Source organism: Paenibacillus sp. FSL R5-0914 (assembly GCF_038004525.1).
In the GTDB taxonomy this organism is placed as follows: Bacteria; Bacillota; Bacilli; order Paenibacillales; family Paenibacillaceae; genus Paenibacillus_AQ.
Map to the genome: position 1 here is coordinate 1,715,302 of NZ_JBBORH010000001.1, position 18,144 is coordinate 1,733,445.

Annotated in this window: 16 protein-coding genes and 1 other annotated feature; of the genes, 13 read left to right on the forward strand and 3 right to left on the reverse strand. The window is 44.0% G+C overall.

Features of this window, described 5'->3' with window-relative positions; translation table 11 throughout:
• Nucleotides 1-17 precede the first annotated feature (17 nt).
• Complete coding sequence (locus MKX60_RS07560; RefSeq protein WP_076285521.1) at nt 18-1,229, reverse strand: oxalate decarboxylase family bicupin; 1,212 nt, start codon at nt 1,227-1,229, stop codon at nt 18-20.
• A 171-nt stretch (nt 1,230-1,400) separates the two neighbouring features.
• On the opposite strand from MKX60_RS07560, the gene MKX60_RS07565 reads away from it, so the two are divergent.
• The 8 genes from MKX60_RS07565 (at nt 1,401) to MKX60_RS07600 (ending at nt 11,148) form a co-directional block, all read left to right on the forward strand.
• Nucleotides 1,401-2,255 (forward strand): copper amine oxidase N-terminal domain-containing protein, encoded by an 855-nt coding sequence (locus tag MKX60_RS07565; protein WP_076285520.1) that lies wholly within the window; start codon nt 1,401-1,403, stop codon nt 2,253-2,255.
• 49 nt (nt 2,256-2,304) lie between these two features.
• Nucleotides 2,305-3,861, forward strand: coding sequence for an SAM-dependent methyltransferase (locus MKX60_RS07570; protein ID WP_341059458.1), 1,557 nt, complete (start codon nt 2,305-2,307; stop codon nt 3,859-3,861).
• 68 nt (nt 3,862-3,929) lie between these two features.
• Nucleotides 3,930-4,190: a binding site (T-box leader), on the forward strand.
• 74 nt (nt 4,191-4,264) lie between these two features.
• Entirely contained in the window at nt 4,265-5,944 is a 1,680-nt protein-coding gene (locus MKX60_RS07575; RefSeq protein WP_341059459.1) for a glutamine--tRNA ligase/YqeY domain fusion protein, read from the forward strand.
• A 282-nt stretch (nt 5,945-6,226) separates the two neighbouring features.
• A complete protein-coding gene (locus MKX60_RS07580) occupies nt 6,227-7,486 on the forward strand; it encodes an Nramp family divalent metal transporter (protein WP_042194556.1) in 1,260 nt (419 codons plus the stop codon).
• An 81-nt stretch (nt 7,487-7,567) separates the two neighbouring features.
• Nucleotides 7,568-8,188 carry a TrkA C-terminal domain-containing protein gene (locus tag MKX60_RS07585; RefSeq protein ID WP_256716426.1) on the forward strand — a complete coding sequence of 207 codons (621 nt, stop codon included), beginning with the start codon at nt 7,568-7,570 and terminating at the stop codon, nt 8,186-8,188.
• Nucleotides 8,189-8,397: 209 nt separating this feature from the next.
• A complete protein-coding gene (locus tag MKX60_RS07590) occupies nt 8,398-9,537 on the forward strand; it encodes an ABC transporter ATP-binding protein (protein WP_341059460.1) in 1,140 nt (379 codons plus the stop codon).
• Nucleotides 9,534-10,190 carry an ABC transporter permease gene (locus MKX60_RS07595; RefSeq protein WP_076285515.1) on the forward strand — a complete coding sequence of 219 codons (657 nt, stop codon included), beginning with the start codon at nt 9,534-9,536 and terminating at the stop codon, nt 10,188-10,190. Before MKX60_RS07590 ends, MKX60_RS07595 begins: the two co-directional genes overlap by 4 nt.
• A gap of 43 nt (nt 10,191-10,233) precedes the next feature.
• Entirely contained in the window at nt 10,234-11,148 is a 915-nt protein-coding gene (locus MKX60_RS07600; RefSeq protein ID WP_341059461.1) for a glycine betaine ABC transporter substrate-binding protein, read from the forward strand.
• A 72-nt stretch (nt 11,149-11,220) separates the two neighbouring features.
• On the opposite strand, the gene MKX60_RS07605 is transcribed toward MKX60_RS07600, so the two are convergent.
• The gene (locus MKX60_RS07605) at nt 11,221-12,372 is read right to left on the reverse strand and encodes an N-acetylmuramoyl-L-alanine amidase (protein ID WP_341059462.1); all 1,152 of its coding nucleotides are present in this window, start codon (nt 12,370-12,372) and stop codon (nt 11,221-11,223) included.
• 158 nt (nt 12,373-12,530) lie between these two features.
• Between MKX60_RS07605 and MKX60_RS07610 the strand changes: the two genes are divergently transcribed.
• The 4 genes from MKX60_RS07610 (at nt 12,531) to MKX60_RS07625 (ending at nt 15,325) form a co-directional block, all read left to right on the forward strand.
• Nucleotides 12,531-13,538, forward strand: coding sequence for a TIR domain-containing protein (locus MKX60_RS07610; protein ID WP_042191948.1), 1,008 nt, complete (start codon nt 12,531-12,533; stop codon nt 13,536-13,538).
• Nucleotides 13,535-13,771 (forward strand): hypothetical protein, encoded by a 237-nt coding sequence (locus tag MKX60_RS07615; protein ID WP_076285512.1) that lies wholly within the window; start codon nt 13,535-13,537, stop codon nt 13,769-13,771. Before MKX60_RS07610 ends, MKX60_RS07615 begins: the two co-directional genes overlap by 4 nt.
• Before the next feature lie 403 nt (nt 13,772-14,174).
• Nucleotides 14,175-14,573, forward strand: a complete 399-nt coding sequence (locus tag MKX60_RS07620; RefSeq protein WP_341059463.1) for a helix-turn-helix domain-containing protein — start codon at nt 14,175-14,177, stop codon at nt 14,571-14,573.
• A complete protein-coding gene (locus MKX60_RS07625) occupies nt 14,525-15,325 on the forward strand; it encodes an IS3 family transposase (RefSeq protein WP_341060278.1) in 801 nt (266 codons plus the stop codon). Before MKX60_RS07620 ends, MKX60_RS07625 begins: the two co-directional genes overlap by 49 nt.
• 84 nt (nt 15,326-15,409) lie before the next feature.
• On the opposite strand, the gene MKX60_RS07630 is transcribed toward MKX60_RS07625, so the two are convergent.
• Nucleotides 15,410-16,495: an LLM class flavin-dependent oxidoreductase gene (locus tag MKX60_RS07630; RefSeq protein WP_076285511.1), complete on the reverse strand. Its 1,086-nt coding sequence runs from the start codon at nt 16,493-16,495 to the stop codon at nt 15,410-15,412.
• Nucleotides 16,496-16,737: 242 nt separating this feature from the next.
• Between MKX60_RS07630 and MKX60_RS07635 the strand changes: the two genes are divergently transcribed.
• Nucleotides 16,738-18,093 (forward strand): outer membrane protein assembly factor BamB family protein, encoded by a 1,356-nt coding sequence (locus MKX60_RS07635; protein WP_341059464.1) that lies wholly within the window; start codon nt 16,738-16,740, stop codon nt 18,091-18,093.
• Nucleotides 18,094-18,144 lie beyond the last annotated feature (51 nt).

The window sequence follows — 18,144 nt, forward strand, 5'->3', positions numbered from 1 at the left end:
ATTTCTGGCAAAAACGCTTACCGTCCTTTAGGGACGTTGGAGGCGTTTTTGCTTGTCTTAGGATATTTCACAACGGGCCACTTCACTTTTCGTAAGGCATTCATAACCTCTGGTCCAACGTTCAGGTTACTTTGAACCAATTCATGGGGAGTGAGAGCCATCCATTGATTCAGAGAAACGTCGGCAAAACGATCGCTTTTGAACATTTCAAGGAACCATAAGGAGTCGTCGCCTGTATTCTGAATATAATGTCCAAACGCAAAAGGAACATATCCTACATCGCCTGCTCTGTAGTTGAAGGTACGTGCTACACCATTTCCAGCGAATACGGTCATGCGTCCTTTTCCGGTAAGATAATACTGCCATTCATCGTTATTTGGATGCCAGTGCAGCTCTCTCATCCCTCCGGGTTCAATTTCTACCAATGCGGCAGCTACGGTTTTGGAGATGGGAAAGTTACTGGAATCGACTATTCTGACGCTTCCGCCGGGAGTCTTCAGCGGAGGTTGAGCCAATAAGGAATGTTTAAAGGTTTGTGGGATCTCTCCGTATGGAGATTCTACCCTTTGACTTTGCAATGAACCCGGAACCTGATCCTGATAAATATAGACCTGTTCGGTGGGAATGGAGTCAAATGCAGCGGCAGGCACCCCAAAGTTAGCCGAAAGCACTTCTTTCGGAGTATGAGCAAACCAATCGGAAATGGACAAGGTGTTTAGATCAGAGAAACTTCCATCGTCGAATACAAGCAGAAACTCACAGCCTTCTTCAAGACCTTGTATAGAGTGGGGAATACCTGGCGGAAAATACCATAGATCACCTGGCCCCACATCTGCTATGAAGTTTCGACCATTTTGATCTACGGCAGTAATTCGAGCTCGACCTAGCAGCATATAAGACCATTCCGCTTGCTGATGCCAATGGAGTTCACGTACTCCACCGGGGGTTAGGCTCATGTTGACGCCAGCTAGTGTAGTGGCGATGGGGAGGTCTCTGACCGTCACCTCTCTCGACCAGCCACCATGATTAAGCTGCATGTGTGCATCGGAGAAAGAGAATTTTAAATTGGGGACGAGACCGGCATCGGTCACAGGAGGAACAAACATATCCGGATTCTCCAAATCCCGCATAATATCACGTGGTCCTTTATCTAATCCCCCTGCGCCATCGCTTCGAATGGGCTGAGGGATATTTGTCGTTCTTGACGAATCCTGTCCATCTGCAGTCATCCATCGCACTCCTTTCATGATTCTAAATAACTCAATGAAAATATATGCGGAATGCTGTCTTTTATGATGAATAGCAAAAGTGGAACAAGTTGACATGCGCAAGGGGATCATAGATTATTAACCTATAGAGGTTAAGGTTCCAGACGGAGTAGAGAGGGAGAGGGGTTTGAGATGAATCATATTAAGGAGTCCTTACAACGATTAGGGAAAATAAGAGCTTATGTCATAGGTCTATTAGTGATTATGTTCGCCGCGGGTTCTGCGGTTACACCTACATCGGTGTCGGCAGCTGTCCAGTTAGGGACTCAGGTAATGCCACTGTCATACGGGGGGTATTACGTCCTTTTTCCAGGTAAACTCGCTCCTTATTTTAAATCAGGTAAATTAATGGTGCCGATTCGGGCTTTTTCGAGTGCGATAGGTGCAGATTTGCTCTATGACGCATTAACGAACAGCGTTACAGTTTCACTACTGGATCGCTCTGTAGGGAAGATTAAAGCAGGGCAGCTAGAGGCAGAATTTAATGGAGAGACAGAAGATTCATTAGGCATCGCCCCAGAGATCAAGGATGGAATCCTGTTTGTTCCAGCATCCCCTATTCTAGAGGGGTTAAAGACATTTCGCTGGGAAACTCAGTTCAATAACGTGAATAAATTAACCCTTGGCATTGGCGCCAGAAAAGGGGAGGAATGGGCGAAGCCTGAGGCAGATCGTGCGCTCACGCCTTACCCAGTGGAGACGACAGCACATCCGTATCCGTTATATCCTTTTAAGCTAACACAAGCTCAATCCGGAAAAGAATTCAGACTAACCTTAGGCGTGCAAAATACCTCCGGCTTCGTCATCCCTAAAGGGAATGCGGAACTAGAGCTGGTGAGTGTGGACCGCAAGGGGAATTCTTACTACCAAACCTTAAAAGGACCTGATGTGTTAACCTCCAAGGCGGCATTGTTGTCATTTTCCGTTTCCATTCCTACAGAAGCTGAATACGTCATTTTCAGATCTCGTACATTGAGAGCGGAATAAGTATCATAGGTGTTCTAACAAGATATACAGAGAGCAGGTTAAGAAATAGATGACAGGAAACGAAGGGCAGCACTATCGCTTCAGTGAAGCACCCATTTGGGAATTGCAGCGGGCTTATTATGAAGAACAGGGATTAAAGGCTTGGAATAATGATCAGGTTCCGCAGTATATTACGAGTAATCCTATGATTGCGACTGCATACGCAGAAATGATCTTCGGATTCCTGCAAGATCGGGCTGGACAAGGTCATCTCTCTGAAACAGTCACCATACTGGAATTGGGAGCAGGAGCGGGTCGATTAGCGTACCATATCCTTAAGAAACTATGCGAAATCATAGATTATGCGGGAACTCCGCTTCCTCCTTTTCGTTATGTGATGAGTGATTTACCCGCTAAAAATATAACCAGCTGGCAGCAGCACCCAAGCCTACTTCCATTCGTAGAGCAGGGTATACTGGATTTCGCACGTTTTGATGCAGTACAGGATACTGAACTGTATCTAGTGCACGCTAAGCTCAGCATCAAACCTGGTGATTTACAGCAGCCGCTGCTACTTGTAGCGAATTATTTTTTTGACAGTATCCCGCAGGAATTAATTTATGTGGATGAAGGTAAAATATTTGAATGTGAGGTGTCGATTCAGTATTCAACGGATGCAGATTCGGACAACCCCTCAGATGTACTCGGCAAAATCATTCCTCAGTATCATTATCGCCGTGCGGCTAATTACGAAGCGGAGACCTATCCCTATCATGACGTTATAGCGCTTTATCAGCAAAAGCTGGAGGATTCCCATATCCTGTTTCCGGTGGTGGGGCTTACATGTCTGGAGCGGCTTGCTAGGTTGTCTAAAGAAGGTTTCGTACTACTAACAGCAGATAAGGGAGATCACCGTATCGAGAATTGGGAATTTGCCGAGCCACCTGAGCTTATTCATCACGGAAGTTTCTCCTTAACGGCGAACTATCATGCGATTCAGCATGTGTTGGAGAAAAAAGGGGCTCAATCCTTATTTACCACACATCACTATAAAAACTTGAACATCGGATGTATTCTTATGCTGGACGCGCCGATGAGCTATACGAACACTCGGCTGGGCTACAAACGGTTTGTAGAGCGTTTTGGTCCGGATGATTTCTTCAGTATGAAGGAATGGGGCGACCATCAATTAGACGCTATGGAGATACAGCAAATTTTGGTCTTTTGGCGATTAGGCGGGTACGATGCGGAATGGTTTATCCACAGTGCTGAACGGATTTCTGAGCTATTACCCACTGCAAGTGATGAAGAAATGCTGGATCTTCAGCAGGGGATACGATTAATGTGGACAGGTTACTATCCGATGGAACAGAGCTATGACCTATCACTGGATGCCGGGTTACTGCTGTATGAAATGGATAAGTTCGAGGAGGCGTTAGCCTACTTAGAGCGGTCTATGCATGTCAATTCGGAAGAACCATTAGCCTCGGTGCTTTATAGTATGGCGATTTGTAATTATGAGCTTGGAGCTGAAGGGGCTGCACTGGATTACGCGCGTAGAGCTTTTGCTGTAGAGCCGGATAATGAAGTAGTGTTGGAACTAATAACGGCACTGAGCGAGGATTAAATCGTAAGAAGACAGAAGTACAGCACCATTTACACAGGACCATCTATTTGGTATCCTATACAAAATAATTAAACGCGATGACGAGAAGAGTAAATAAAATCATTCCTTCACAGAGAGCCCTGAATGATGAGAACAGGGTAAGGGAGATTTTATCGAAACAAGCCTCTGAGCGGCATATCGGAACCGATCGACGGGGATGGTATGACGGGAGCTCCTGTTATAGAGCTAGAGTATAAGCGCTGCGTAAGCTGCATTGCCGTACTTGATGAGATTAATATGGCGACATATTAATGAACCTGGGGTGGTACCGCGAGAATTTCGTCCCCAAGACCATAAGTCTTGGAGGTGAGGTTCTTTTTATTTTACAGAGGCGGATATCACTTATAAACAGGAGGTAATACCAATGAACAAGGAACCGGAAGTATTAGCAGAGAGTTACATCGACAGATTGATTCAAGAAGAGCTGGAAGCTGGGACTTACAGTAGAGATATTTGCACGAGATTCCCACCGGAGCCTAATGGGTATCTGCATATTGGCAGTGCGTATGCTATTCACACGAACTATACGACTGCGAAAAAGTATGGCGGGAAGTTCCATTTGCGGTTCGATGACACCAATCCTTTAAAAGAGGATCTGGAGTATGTAAATGCTATTTGCGAAGATATGTTATGGATGGGCTACCCGCCGGACCATACTTTCTACGGATCAGACTATTCGGAAAAAATATATAATAGCGCGGTAAAGTTAATTCAAAAAGGAAAAGCCTACGTCTGCGATTTATCACCTGAAGAGGTGTCAGCTTATAGAGGAACGCTTACGGAGCCGGGAAAGAACAGCCCTTATCGGGAGCGTTCTGTGGAAGAGAATTTGAAGTTATTCACGGAGATGAGGAATGGAGCCTATCCGACGGGAGCCAGAGTATTACGGGCCAAAATAGATATGAGCTCACCTAATATCAACTTGCGTGATCCAGTGATTTACAGAATCATTCATGCGGAGCATTATAGAACCGGCAACGATTGGTGTATCTATCCGATGTATGATTTTGCCCATCCTATACAAGATGCGATCGAAGGGATTACGCATTCCCTATGTTCCATTGAGTTTAAGGATCATCGACCACTGTATGAGTGGGTACTGAATGAACTGGATACCCCTGAGGCTCCAAAGCAAAGGGAGTTCGGACGCGTAAATATCACCGGCGTCGTTACTAGCAAACGGTATATTAGACAACTGGTTACAGGACATTATGTGGATGGCTGGGATGATCCAAGACTTCCAACGCTTCGCGGACTGCGGAGAAGAGGTTTTACGCCGGAGAGTATTCGGAATTTTGTGAAGGAAATTGGTTTTGTTAGAAATAGCACCATTGTAGATATTGCCATGTTAGAACATTCGCTTAGACAAGATTTGAAGGCGAAGGCAACTAGCGTGATGGCTGTTCTAAAGCCTCTTAAGGTGGTTATTACTAACTACCCTGAGAATCAAAGCGAATGGCTGGAGATTGAGAATAACAGTGAGGATAAGACGCTAGGGGAAAGGGAAGTTCCTTTTTCACGGACGCTTTATATTGAACAAGAGGATTTCATGGAGGAGCCACCCAAAGGTTATCACAGGCTGACTATAGGGAATGAGGTTAGGTTAAAGGGCGCCTACTTCATTAAGTGCAATGAGGTGCTCAAGGACGAAGCAACTGGAGAAGTTATAGAGCTTCGCTGCACCTATGATCCGAGAACGAAGAGTGGAAGTGGATTTAATGAACGGAAGGTTAAAGCGACCATCCACTGGGTATCGGCAGAGCACGCGATCAAGGCGGAAGTTCATCTATATGAGCGGTTGCTAAAAGATAACGACGGTCCTAAAGAAGAGGATGAGCGCTGGGACGCGTATCTTAATCCAGATTCCCTAACCATTCTGAAGGATTGTTTGTTGGAGCCTTCCATGGCGAGTGCACTTCCAGAAGATAAATTTCAATTCATCCGGCATGGATTCTTCTGTGTGGATAAGAAATATACCACAGCAGATAAGCTAGTACTGAACCGAATTGTGCCGCTGAAGGATACATGGAAAAAGAATTCGTAACCTTTAATGATGATATTTATGATTAGAGTAATTGGCTTAAGCCGGGCGAAGATCGGGTAATTCCTGATGTCGTCCGGTTTTTTTGTTCTTGGTCGTAGGTGGACAAGCATATGAAAATTTCTAATGAAACATATTTACATTTTTCAGAAATGAGCATATACTTTAAATATAAGTTGCACAGAGGAAACTTTCGTGTATATAGACAACTTTTTTTGGGCAAGAGGAGGAATGGACATGTTGGAACAAACTTTAATAGAAAAACCACATATAGAACAACCGCATATGAGACAACATAAAAACTCCATTTCGGCGCAAGCCGTACTTAATGGGGAGACCAAAGGAATTAAAAGATTACTTCCTTTCTTAGGTCCAGCGTTTATCGCTGCGGTTGCTTATCTGGATCCAGGTAATTTTGCCACCAACATTACGGCAGGTTCAAAATACGGCTATCTTTTATTATGGGTGATTGTAGCCTCGAATTTAATGGCCGTTCTTATTCAGGCGTTATCTGCCAAGCTTGGTATTGCTACAGGAAAGAATCTGCCGGAGATCGCTCATGATCGTTTTCCGAAGAGTGTATCGATCTTCTTATGGATTCAAAGTGAACTGGTGATTATAGCTACGGATCTGGCGGAGTTTATCGGGGCAGCATTGGGGCTTTATCTATTATTTGATATTCCCATGCTGCCGGCAGCACTCATTACTGCGGTCGGTTCATTTGCTATCCTAGAGCTTCAGCGCCGGGGTTACCGTTCCCTTGAGGCCGGAATTGCTGCAATGATTCTTATAGTTGTATTAGCCTTTGCTTTTCAAGTAATTGTAGCTAAACCGGATATGGGTGCTGTTGCTGTAGGCATGTTTACACCTAAGTTTGAAGGGGTGGATAGCATTCTTTTGGCCGCAGGAATTCTAGGCGCAACCGTGATGCCACATGCCATTTATCTACATTCATCACTTACACAGAACCGTATTGTCGGAGTAAATGAAGCGGAGAAGAAACAAATCTTTAAACTGGAATTCATAGATATTATTATTGCGATGATTATTGCAGGGGCAGTGAATCTGGCGATGGTTATTGTCTCAGCCGCATTATTTTTTAAAAATGGTATCGTGGTTGAGGATTTGGATGTTGCGTTTCAGCAATTTAGTCACTTAGCTGGACCCGTAACGGCGATCTCCTTTGGCTTAGGACTACTCATCGCAGGACTATCGAGCTCTTCTGTAGGAACTATGGCTGGCGATGTGGTAATGCAAGGCTTCATCAACAAAAGAATTAACCTGTACTTACGCCGTGCGATTACGATTATTCCACCTTTGGCTATCATTGGTTTTGGTGTAAATCCAACGAAGGCGCTCGTTATCAGCCAGGTGATCTTGTCCTTTGGGATTGCCTTTGCTCTGGTACCACTGGTTATGTTTACAAGCAATCGTCAGATTATGGGCGGGTTAGTGAATCGTAAGATGACAGCTGCTCTCGGCTGGCTTATCTCTGGTCTGGTTGTATCGTTAAATTTATTTTTGGTATATCAAATATTTGGATAAGGCAGGACATCTTTATTTGGTGAGTGAAAAAAGGTATACTTGAGCATGTTTATAATTCACGCCAGAGTAAGGAGATCGACAATGTCCATGCAAGAAATATCCGGTTATAAGTCTATAGCCCTTGATATTGCACAAAGAATTGTAAGCGGGGAATTTCCCGTACAGAGTAAGCTATCCGGGCGTTCTCTATTGGCAGGGCAATATCATGTTTCTCCCGAGACGATTCGTAAGGCTATGGGATTATTGAAGGATGAGAATATAGTGTTTGTTTCGCAGGGGAAAGAGATTATTGTCATCTCTGATCAAAAGGCGTATGAGTATATCACCAGGAATAACTATCTGAAATCAGCTTATTCATTGAAACAGGATCTACAGCAATTGTTGCTTGAAAAGAAGAAGCTCGACGGTAAATTTGAGAAGCTACTAACTGGAATTATCGAGGCATCAGACCGGATGAAGAATTTAAAGCCGTACCACCCGGAAGAAATTACAATCCATGAAGAATCACATGTGGTTGGCAAAACCATTGGAGCATTACAATTTTGGCAGAATACAGGGGCTACGATTATAGCGCTTCGCCGAGGTGCTGATATAACCATCTCTCCAGGTCCACATGTCATACTCAGAGAAAATGATGTACTTGTAGCCGTTGGTGATGAGAAAATGTACCAAAGAACGGAACAATTTATCAATAAAAATTGAGAAAATCATTTATAATAATAGCTTGAAAAAGGCTATCCAGCGGGGGTTATCACTGGATAGCCTTTTTTTATAATTAACATATTACAATTATTAACAAACAACTTATTGAACATATGTAGGTTGTCAGTTCGGGGATTGTTTGTTATAGTTTAACTTACAGAGTCGCCCGGAGAGATGATCTGACGATAGATATTAGAAGGAGGAACCTCATGCTGAAATTTGAAGGAGTAGGTAAGAAGTATGCTAATGGTTATGAAGCAGTTAAGAACATTAGTTTTGAAATCGAAGCTGGAGAAATACTAGTACTGATCGGTCCCAGTGGTTGCGGAAAGACAACAACAATGAAAATGATAAATCGTCTTGTCCCGCATACATTAGGCCATATTTATATCCACGGTAAAGATATCACCAAGGATAACCCCGTAAACCTCCGCAAGAACATCGGTTATGTTATTCAACAAGCTGGTTTGTTCCCGCACTACACCATAGAAGATAATGTAGGCTTGATTCCCGACCTAAAGGGCTGGGATGTGAAGAAGAAAAAAGAACGGGTGCTCGAAATGCTCCGCCTAGTCGGACTTGATCCTGCCATATTTGCCAAACGTTATCCGAAACAATTATCAGGTGGGCAGCAGCAGCGTGTAGGTGTAGCTCGTGCATTGGCAGCTGATCCCGAGATCATATTGATGGATGAACCGTTTGGTGCTTTGGACCCTATTACCCGTGAGCAGCTGCAGGATGAATTACTGCGCATGCAACAAGAAGTGAAGAAGACAATAGTATTTGTAACACATGATATGGATGAAGCACTGAAGCTTGGAGATAAAATCGCTATTCTTAAAGATGGTGAAATCGTTCAACTAGATACACCGTATGAGCTGCTCAGCCGGCCTGCTAATGATTTCGTAGAGTCATTTATCGGCAAAAACCGTATTTACCAAAACCCTGAGTATATCCCCGTAACAGAAGTCATGCGTGACAATCCATCCACATCTCTTCCAAGCCGCACGCTGGGTAAAGCTCTTACCTTTATGCGTCAACGCAAAATGGATACACTACTGGTTGGAAACGAGAAAGGTAAGCTGCTTGGCATAGTCTCCGCTTATGATGTTACCGCTAAAATGGAACAAAGCCTTACTATCGAAGAAATTATGACACCACCTGGGGTGGTGCTGCAGGATACAGCAACAGCAAGAGACGCATTATCATTGATTACGGAAGCTCCTTACGGCATTATTCCGATTGTAACCGCTGAGGGGAACATTGCCGGGATTGTTACAAGAGGTAGTCTTCTGACGGCGTTTGCAGCACAATGGGGCGGCACGAAAGAGGAGGAAGTGTCTGTATGAGAGATCAATCGTTATGGCAACAACTTATATATCAATTAGATATACGTAGGGAAGATTTGATTCATTCTATGGGAGTGCATATGCAACTTGTGCTCTTGTCCATGTTATTTGCAATTATTGTTGGCATTGCGCTTGGAATCATGATTACACGGGTTAAACCTCTGAAAGGGATTACTCTTGGTGCGGCTGGGATTTTTCAGACAATACCTAGTCTGGCGATGCTCGGATTTATGATTCCTTTATTTGGCATAGGGATGAAGACGGCAGTTGTAGCTTTGTTTCTGTATTCACTGCTGCCAATTATCCGCAACACCTACACGGGAATTACTGATGTGGATCCGTCTATAGTGGAAGCGGCCCGGGGAATGGGTATGAAGAGCTGGCAAATTCTATTCAGGGTTCAACTCCCTTTAGCTTTAAGTGTAATTATGGCGGGGATCCGTACTGCTGCAGTTATTAATGTCGGGACAGCAACACTGGCAGCCTTTATCGGTGCTGGCGGATTGGGTGAATTTATTTTCCTAGGTATTCAACGGAACATCGAAGCACTAACCTTACTTGGCGCTATTCCGGCTGCGATTCTTGCACTCGTGCTGGATTATCTGCTTGGTTTGCTTGAACGGTTAACGACTCCAAAGGGATTGAAAGTATAACTAAAACTCTGGTCTCGAAAGAATATAAAAGGGGAGATTATATATGAAAATTCCAAAATTGATGACAGGCGTTTTAACTACAGTATTAATGGGGGCGCTACTTGCCGGGTGTGGTGGCGGGAATAATAACGCTGCTGCGGGTAACAGTGGAGAAATCACAATTGGCTCTAAAAACTTCACGGAGAATGTTTTACTCGCTCATATGATGGCAGATTTGATAGAAGATAAAACAGATATTAAAGTGAAGCGCCAGATGAACTTGGGAGGCTCTAATGTAGCTTGGAGTGCACTTGAGAATAATAACATCCAGCTATATCCGGATTACACCGGTACCATTGTAGCTAATTACTATCAGGAGAAGACAGGAAACTCCGAGGAATCGTTGGCCAAAACCAGAGAACTGCTTGAAAAAGATGGACTGGCCTTTCTGGATCCATTCGGCATAAATAATACCTATACTTTAGCTGTTAGTCGCAAAACGGCTGAGAAGTACAATCTAAAGACTTTCAGCGATTTGGCGAAAGTATCTGGAGAAATGGTTCTTGGCGTAGAGTTCGAGTTCTTGGATCGTGAGGACGGGTACCCAGGTATCCAGAAACTTTACGGTATGGATTTCAAGCAGAGCAAAGGAATGGACCATGGTATCATGTACCGTTCGATCGACGATGGGGAAACAGATGTAACCAATGCATATGCGACGGATGCGCAAATTAAAGTACATGATCTGGTGATTCTGCAGGATGATAAGGAATTCTTCCCACCTTATGATGCAGGACCGATTATTCGTCAGGAAACGTTAGATAAATACCCTGAATTGAAAGGTGTCTTAAATCAATTGAACGGACAAATCAGTGACGAAGAAATGCAGCAATTGAACGCAGAAGTTGATGTGGATGCGCTCAAGGAAGAGGATGTAGCTCGTAATTTCCTGATCAAAAAGGGATTAATAGAAGGCTAAATATGAAATATAAACTAAAGCAGGCTAGGGAATTTCCTAGCCTGCTTCTTTGCTGATTATTTATAGGTCTGTCTAGTTTCTGAAGTAGTCTGCCAATCCTTCGGCGATAGCCTTGGCTGCTTTTTTCTGATAGGAGGATTTACGGACAATTGACTCATCTGTAGGGTTGGTAAGAAATCCGAGTTCAACTAAGGTAGCTGGAATTCGATTCTCCCTTAGGATGTGATAATCACCAAAGGACAACCCATTGCTCTTTAGACCGATGCCTTGTCCCAGCCGGGTTTCAATCGCCCGTGCCAGCTTTAGATCATCGGACTCGGAGTAAAAGAAGGTTAGTGTCCCGGACACTTTTTTCGGAGAAGAATTATAATGAATGCTTACAAATGCATCTGCACGCAGAGCCTCACTCATCTGAACACGCCGAGCGAGTGTAGGCTTCTGATCCTCCCGGGTACGTGTCATTTCTACCCGTGCACCTTTAGCTACAAGGGCATCGTGGAGATAAATTGCAGTTTGCAGATTCAAATCCTTCTCCATGGTGTTATATGTAGTGCCGAGCATTCCCGGATCACTGCCGCCATGACCGGGATCTACGACGATTAATTTTCCTCGTAAATTTCCTGTGTGCGAAATGCTGCTTGTAGTGCTTGTGCTTCTTGGCGTGGTTCCAGATCGGATATATTGCGCTGCGACCCAACCGATGTCACCGCTAGCTGTTCGAATTCGTGCCCAATCGTTCTGATGAAGGAGGAGGGTAGCTGTATCCTTAGCTTTTAAAGAACCGAGCACCTTATATTGGGTGCCTGGACCGCTTCGTACGCGTAGTGAATCTGCCGTAACTGTAACCTTTGTGGTGCTACTCAAGGCGCTGGTTGAGGTGGAAGAAGTGGTGCTGGGTTTGGAAGCTACCGATGATCCAGAAGCGCCAGATTGCTTGGAGCTATTGTTCACCTTTTTTAGGTAATAGCCGGCTACCCAGCCAGAGGTGTTCCCCGTCGTAACCTTCAACCACCCGTGTTGTTCATCGGTCACAGTTACTTTTGCTCCGTTCTTAATAGATCCTACAACAGTTGCATTCTTTGCCGGCTCATTGCGTACATTTAAAGAGTTCGCGTATACCTGAGCGGTATAACTTCCCGTTGCTGTTTTGGCTTCAGCAGGCTGGGGTGCTGCTATAGCTACAAGGCAAGCTGTGAGCAGTGTGACACCTATCATTTTTTTCATAGTATCCTCGCTTTTTCAGAGTAGTCATAATTCTTTACCCAATTTACGAGATTTAGAATAATATTTTCTGAGATGATTTATGAGAACTTGGCCTCTTTTCCGGTGGTCTAAAGACTTGTATAATTATTACATATCGGGAAGGATGAAGGAGCACTGCCGTGACTAAACCAAAGCTATTCATTGGATCTTCCAGAGAATCCATACGTTATGCAAGAGCGATTCATGAGCAGCTGAAGAGGGATGCTGAAGTACATCCTTGGTATGCCAATGCCTTTCGAGCGAATGAATACACGATGGAGGCACTGGAGAGAAATTTGGATGAGAGCGATTTTGCCGTATTTGTGTTCTCGCCAGATGATGTCGCCAAAATACGCGGTAAATTTTATTATGTGACTCGTGATAATACGGGGTTTGAAATGGGATTGTTTTGGGCCAGATTACGGCGTAATCGTGTTTTTTGCTTAGTGCCGGATCAGGTGACTGCCCGCGACGATTTAATCCCTGGACAGAATGTTGAAGAATATCATCTGTTGTCCGATTTGTCGGGAATTACAGCTTTAGAGTATGAGATGCACCATGATAATCCTACGGCTGCTGTGGATGTGAGCTGTGGTAAGATTATTGATAGTGTCCAGGGGTTTGGAAAATTCCGTGACCCGGTGAAAGATTTAGAGCAGCTAAAGATGGAATTAAGGCGCAAAGAAAGTATCCTTCATTTTTTTTGGCAATATAATAGTAATGTGACCATCTCTGAGGATGGAGAGAAGTATCACGCACTCAGTGAGGCGATTCGCAATTCTTTCTTACCTCCGAAGCATTGTCGTGTGATCGGTGCTGCGATCTGGCAGGCTCAAGAGAAGGAACAGCTTGTTCAGGTGGGAGGGAATGTCGGACGTGGGCACTCCTATTCCTTGACTGTTACGAAAGGGAATGAGAAGCAGCCTAGTGTGGTAGATGCATTTTTATCGAGCAAATGGACTTTTTTTCAACGCACGGAAGTTGCGGAGGTATATATCCTATGCTATCCTCTAGGTAAGAAGTATGTTCTTTCCGTACACTTTTCAGGGAGTGATGGATTATCTGCGGATGATCTTAAGGCGGTAGTTGCGAATAATCAGGATTTATTCCGTACCATCAATCATTTAGTAGGGGAGGATTCAGCATGAAGCGAATAAAGGGTATTAACAACTTATCGGGTGCTGTTCTCCGCTCTGCAAGTGGTGGAAGCAGGAGTGCAGAAGATAATAAGAATACCACAAGCAAAACAGGGTCGAGCCATTCCGCTCAGCAACCAGCTTCAGCTCAAATTTATACTGCGCCTTCTTTAGATGGCGGAGACGATGAATATAAGAAGCTTATTAGCGGGAAGGTAGACAACAATAAACCATCCTTTGCGTGATGAGCATAAGTGGCTGTCTCAAAAGTAGTGATCTACTTATGGGGCAGCTTCTTTTTTTTGAGAGTAATTAGGGAAAAGCTCCCTGAAAATAGCTGATAATTACTCTAAATGAGTGAAATCAGGGAATTCCTCCCTAAAAATCGGGGAAATATCTATATTTACCGTCGAATCAGGTTAATTATAGGGAGGTATTCCCTAATTGTTTGTCTATTGAGTAGAAATCTCCGATTTTCAGGGAGATATTCCCTAATTCTTGAGCAGAGCTTCCGGTTCACTTCTTACAGCAAGACACAATGTTGCAACAGCACAAAAAGCACTTCTCCACGAGTGAAGTGCACCCCTTAGAATAGACATTGGATAAAACCCCTGGTTTGTCCGATGAAATTCTAGGGGGTGTATTTTTATGGCGATTAAAGGACAGAAGTTCAAAACTTACTCGGATGAGATTAAAAAAGAGGCCATTCGTTTACATGTGGAGGAAAGATGGACTTACCGGAAAATTACGGAGCATTTTGAGATTCAAGACCAAGGGCGGGTAAAGAAATGGATGAAGAAATACCGAGAGCTAGGGGAATTTGGGTTACTAGATCAACGGGGGCGTCGTAAAGAATATATCGATCAAGATAGGTATGTTCAAAAGCTCAGACGGGAAAATGAAATGCTAAAAAAGTGCTTGGAAATCTGGATGCAGGAGGTGAAACGCACAAATATAGAACCATTGAGAGCGCTGCAAAAGAGTATGCCGTTAGCGACCTGTGTAAACTCTTTAGGGTCTCCAAAAGTGGATACTACGCTTTCTTGAAGCGCAAAGGAACAGATCGGGATCAGGAAGCAAAGGCGCTCATTCAAAAGGTATATGAACGGTATAACGGAGTCTACGGTTATCGCCAAATTCAATTATTCTTGCTACAAGACCACGGGGTTTGGATGAATCATAAGAAGGTACTCAGAATTATGCAGGATTTAGGCATTCGTTCGAGGATCCGCCGAAAACATCGTTTTAATTATGCTACTTCCGAAGGAGATCGTGTGGCGAAAAATATATTGAAACGGGATTTCAAAGCGGATGCTCCCAACCAAAAATGGGTGACAGACATTACGCAATATCGCATAGGCGAAAAGTGGCTCTATCTTTCAGCTATTAAAGATTTGTTCAATAACGAAATTATTGCTTATCAAATGAGCGCTAGGAACGACAATGAACTGGTTCTCCGGACCTTTCAGCAGGCGTGGAGTCAACAAAAAGACGTGACCGGACTGATCGTTCACAGCGATCAGGGGTTCCAGTACACGTCTCATGCATACCACGACATGCTGCCAAAGGTTGGCGCCCGAATCAGCATGTCTCGCCGAGGCAATTGTTATGACAACGCCTCTGTGGAGAGCTTCTTCTCGCATCTCAAAACGGAAGGACTCTATCCTTATGATATCCGAAATATCGATGAGGCACAAAGGAAAATTGAAGATTACATTCGATTTTATAACCAACATCGGCCACAACGAAAGCTAAATAAGCTGCCTCCGGTAGAGTACCGGAAACAGCTTATTGCCTAGGGTCTTTTTTCAGCGTCTATAAAATGGGGGCTTGACCACGAGCGGGAGAAGTGCTTTTTTATTAACTGGTACAGCCCCTCAGTTCTATCGGCTATTCTTCTTGGCAATCTCGCGTCGTACGACAGGGGCGACCTCAGTTGCCAATAGTTCAATAGCTTTGGCTACCTTGGCGTAAGGAAGGCCGCCGATGTCGAGCTGAGTCATAAAGCGGCTATGGCCGAACAGCTCATGCTGATAGAGGATTTTTTCAATAATTTGCTGCGGGCTACCTACAGCCATCGTGTTATCAGCAGATACATATTGCCCAAAGTCGTCACGAGACACGCTGTAATCTTGACCAGGTTTTGGGCTGATGGAATTACGATAACTATAGTAGTATGGGTAATATTCATCGAGCGCTTGCTGTGAAGTTTCGGCAATGTAGCCGTGGCTAGTAATCGCAATCTTTAAAGATTCAGGGGCATGACCCGCCTGAATTCCAGCGCGTCGATAAGTTGCAGCAAGCTCTTGGAAAGGTTCTGGACTACCGCTAAGAATGGCGATGGCCATTCCAGTTCCGAGTACGCCAGCTTTTTCCGCGCTTTCAGGAGAACCACCTACACCAATCCATACAGGAAGGCTTTGCTGAAGAGGGCGTGGTGCAATCTCAGAATCCTTCAAGGATGAGCGGAAGGAACCCTCCCAGTTCATAATTTCATGCTTATTAAGCTCGAGAAGCAGATTAATATTCTCGGCGAATAGTCGATGATAGTCTTCAAGTTCGTACCCAAAGAGCGGAAAAGATTCCACAAAAGCACCACGTCCAGCAATAATCTCTGCACGGCCATCTGATAGTAAATCAAGTGTGGCGAAATCCTCGAATACGCGCACGGGATCAATGGTGCTTAATACAGTAGTGGCGCTCGTCAACTTGATTCTGCGGGTAACCTGGGAGATGGCTGCCAGCACGACTGGAACCGAAGAAATCGCAAAATCAAGACGATGATGCTCACCTACACCGAATACATCAAGCCCCGCCTCATCCGCCAGCTTGGCCGCAGCTACAACTTCGTCGAGTCGTTGTTTCGGGCTGATCTTATTCCCGGTATGACAATCAGCTACAATGTCTCCTAAGGTGTAGATACCGAATTCAAAATCGGATGCTGGTGCTGTGGTTACCTCGTTACTCATGATTACAAACCCCTTGTTATTCATATATTTGATAAAGCTTGTTCGTTTATAGAAGAATGTGATTATTATAACACAATAACTTACAAATTGTAAGTTTATGAGTAAATGTTTTGATTTCTGCTCTTTGGGATGTCAAAATGAGGAAGAATAATCCATGTTCTTACATCCTGCTCGTCATTAGTATTATATTTTATTTTGAGAATCTATCCAATTGAAGCATTTATATGAGGAGGCGTGTGGTGGTGAGAGGAACATTATTGAAGTCGTATCTTCGTACTGTGATTATTGGTTTAGGGTTATTGCTTATGGTAAACCCGGTACAAGCTGCTGCGGTTGATTCGCACACCTCGTATGTAGGATCGAATTTTGAAGATTATTATGCAAACCTGCCTGCTGCGAAGGTGGAGTGGTCCACTACAATCGATGTACCAGCTGCTGAAAATTCATCAACGGATTACCTCATGGGTAATGGGGTTGTTTCTGTAGGAGAAGGGAAAGCTTTTATCCTACAAAAGGGTCAACTACTCGCTATTAATGTTCAGACTGGAAAGGTAGTATGGAAATATGGCGCCAAACTAAAGACACCACTGCTCTATCAAGACGGAGTAGCTTATGTGACTTCTGAAGCGGGTACCATTTATGCTGTTCATGCGGCTACTGGTAAAAATAAATGGAGCTCATTCATAAATAGCAAAGGTATCAGTCAATTGGTTATTGATAAAGACCAGCTATTTGCTACCGCAAGTGGTGATATTCAAAGTTACAATCTGAAGGATGGCAAGCTGCAGTGGCGTGATAATTTTAATGCACCGCTGTTTGATCCATTCGTGATTGAAGATAATTTAATATTAGCTGAAAACTCAGAATCCGGCGCTTATACGTATAACATCTTACATGCATTTGATCGTATAACCGGTAAGGAGCTCTGGAATAGTCGGAATCATAGTCTTCCGATTGCAGCAGGTAATGGAACGCTCATCTCACAACGGCAAGCTACCTTGATGGATCTTATCCCTTTGACAACGCTCGATCATCTAGATGTGAAGACAGGTAAGGTTGTAAAGACGGTAGAGTATAATCCTAATAACATTGACCCTGAGAACCCAGTGACAGAAGATGGATATATAAGTAGTGGCGGTATAGCTTGGATTATTGGGGACAGAATATATATCGGGGGACAAAAAGGGGTATTCAGCTATCCAGCAAATGCTGATCCTGCTACCGTAACACGAGATAATTACACTTACGCATCTATGGCAAGTAAGCTGTCCTATGCGGCAGGCCCTTATGATGGAAAAATTCTTTTCAGCGACAATCAAAGTATTTATGGTGTGAAAATGGTGAATAAAACCGCAGTCCAGTACGGCGGATTAAGCAATCCGATTGCCCGCTTCGATCTGCTCGGACATGGCATGTATGTAGCCCAGACGGATGGTAAACTAGTGGCTATAGATTTGATTAGTGCCAAACCGATTTTACAGCTTAAAACATCTGATCGAGTATTTGGACCCACACTGCTTGAGAACGGAATGATTATTGTACAAAGCAAAGGGAAGTTAACTGCTTTCAAGGAGCCTCAGGCTCTGAAGATGAAATAATAAAACGCATCAGCGGCTCGCCGAAGAATATTCGGTCGGGCCGTTTTCTAT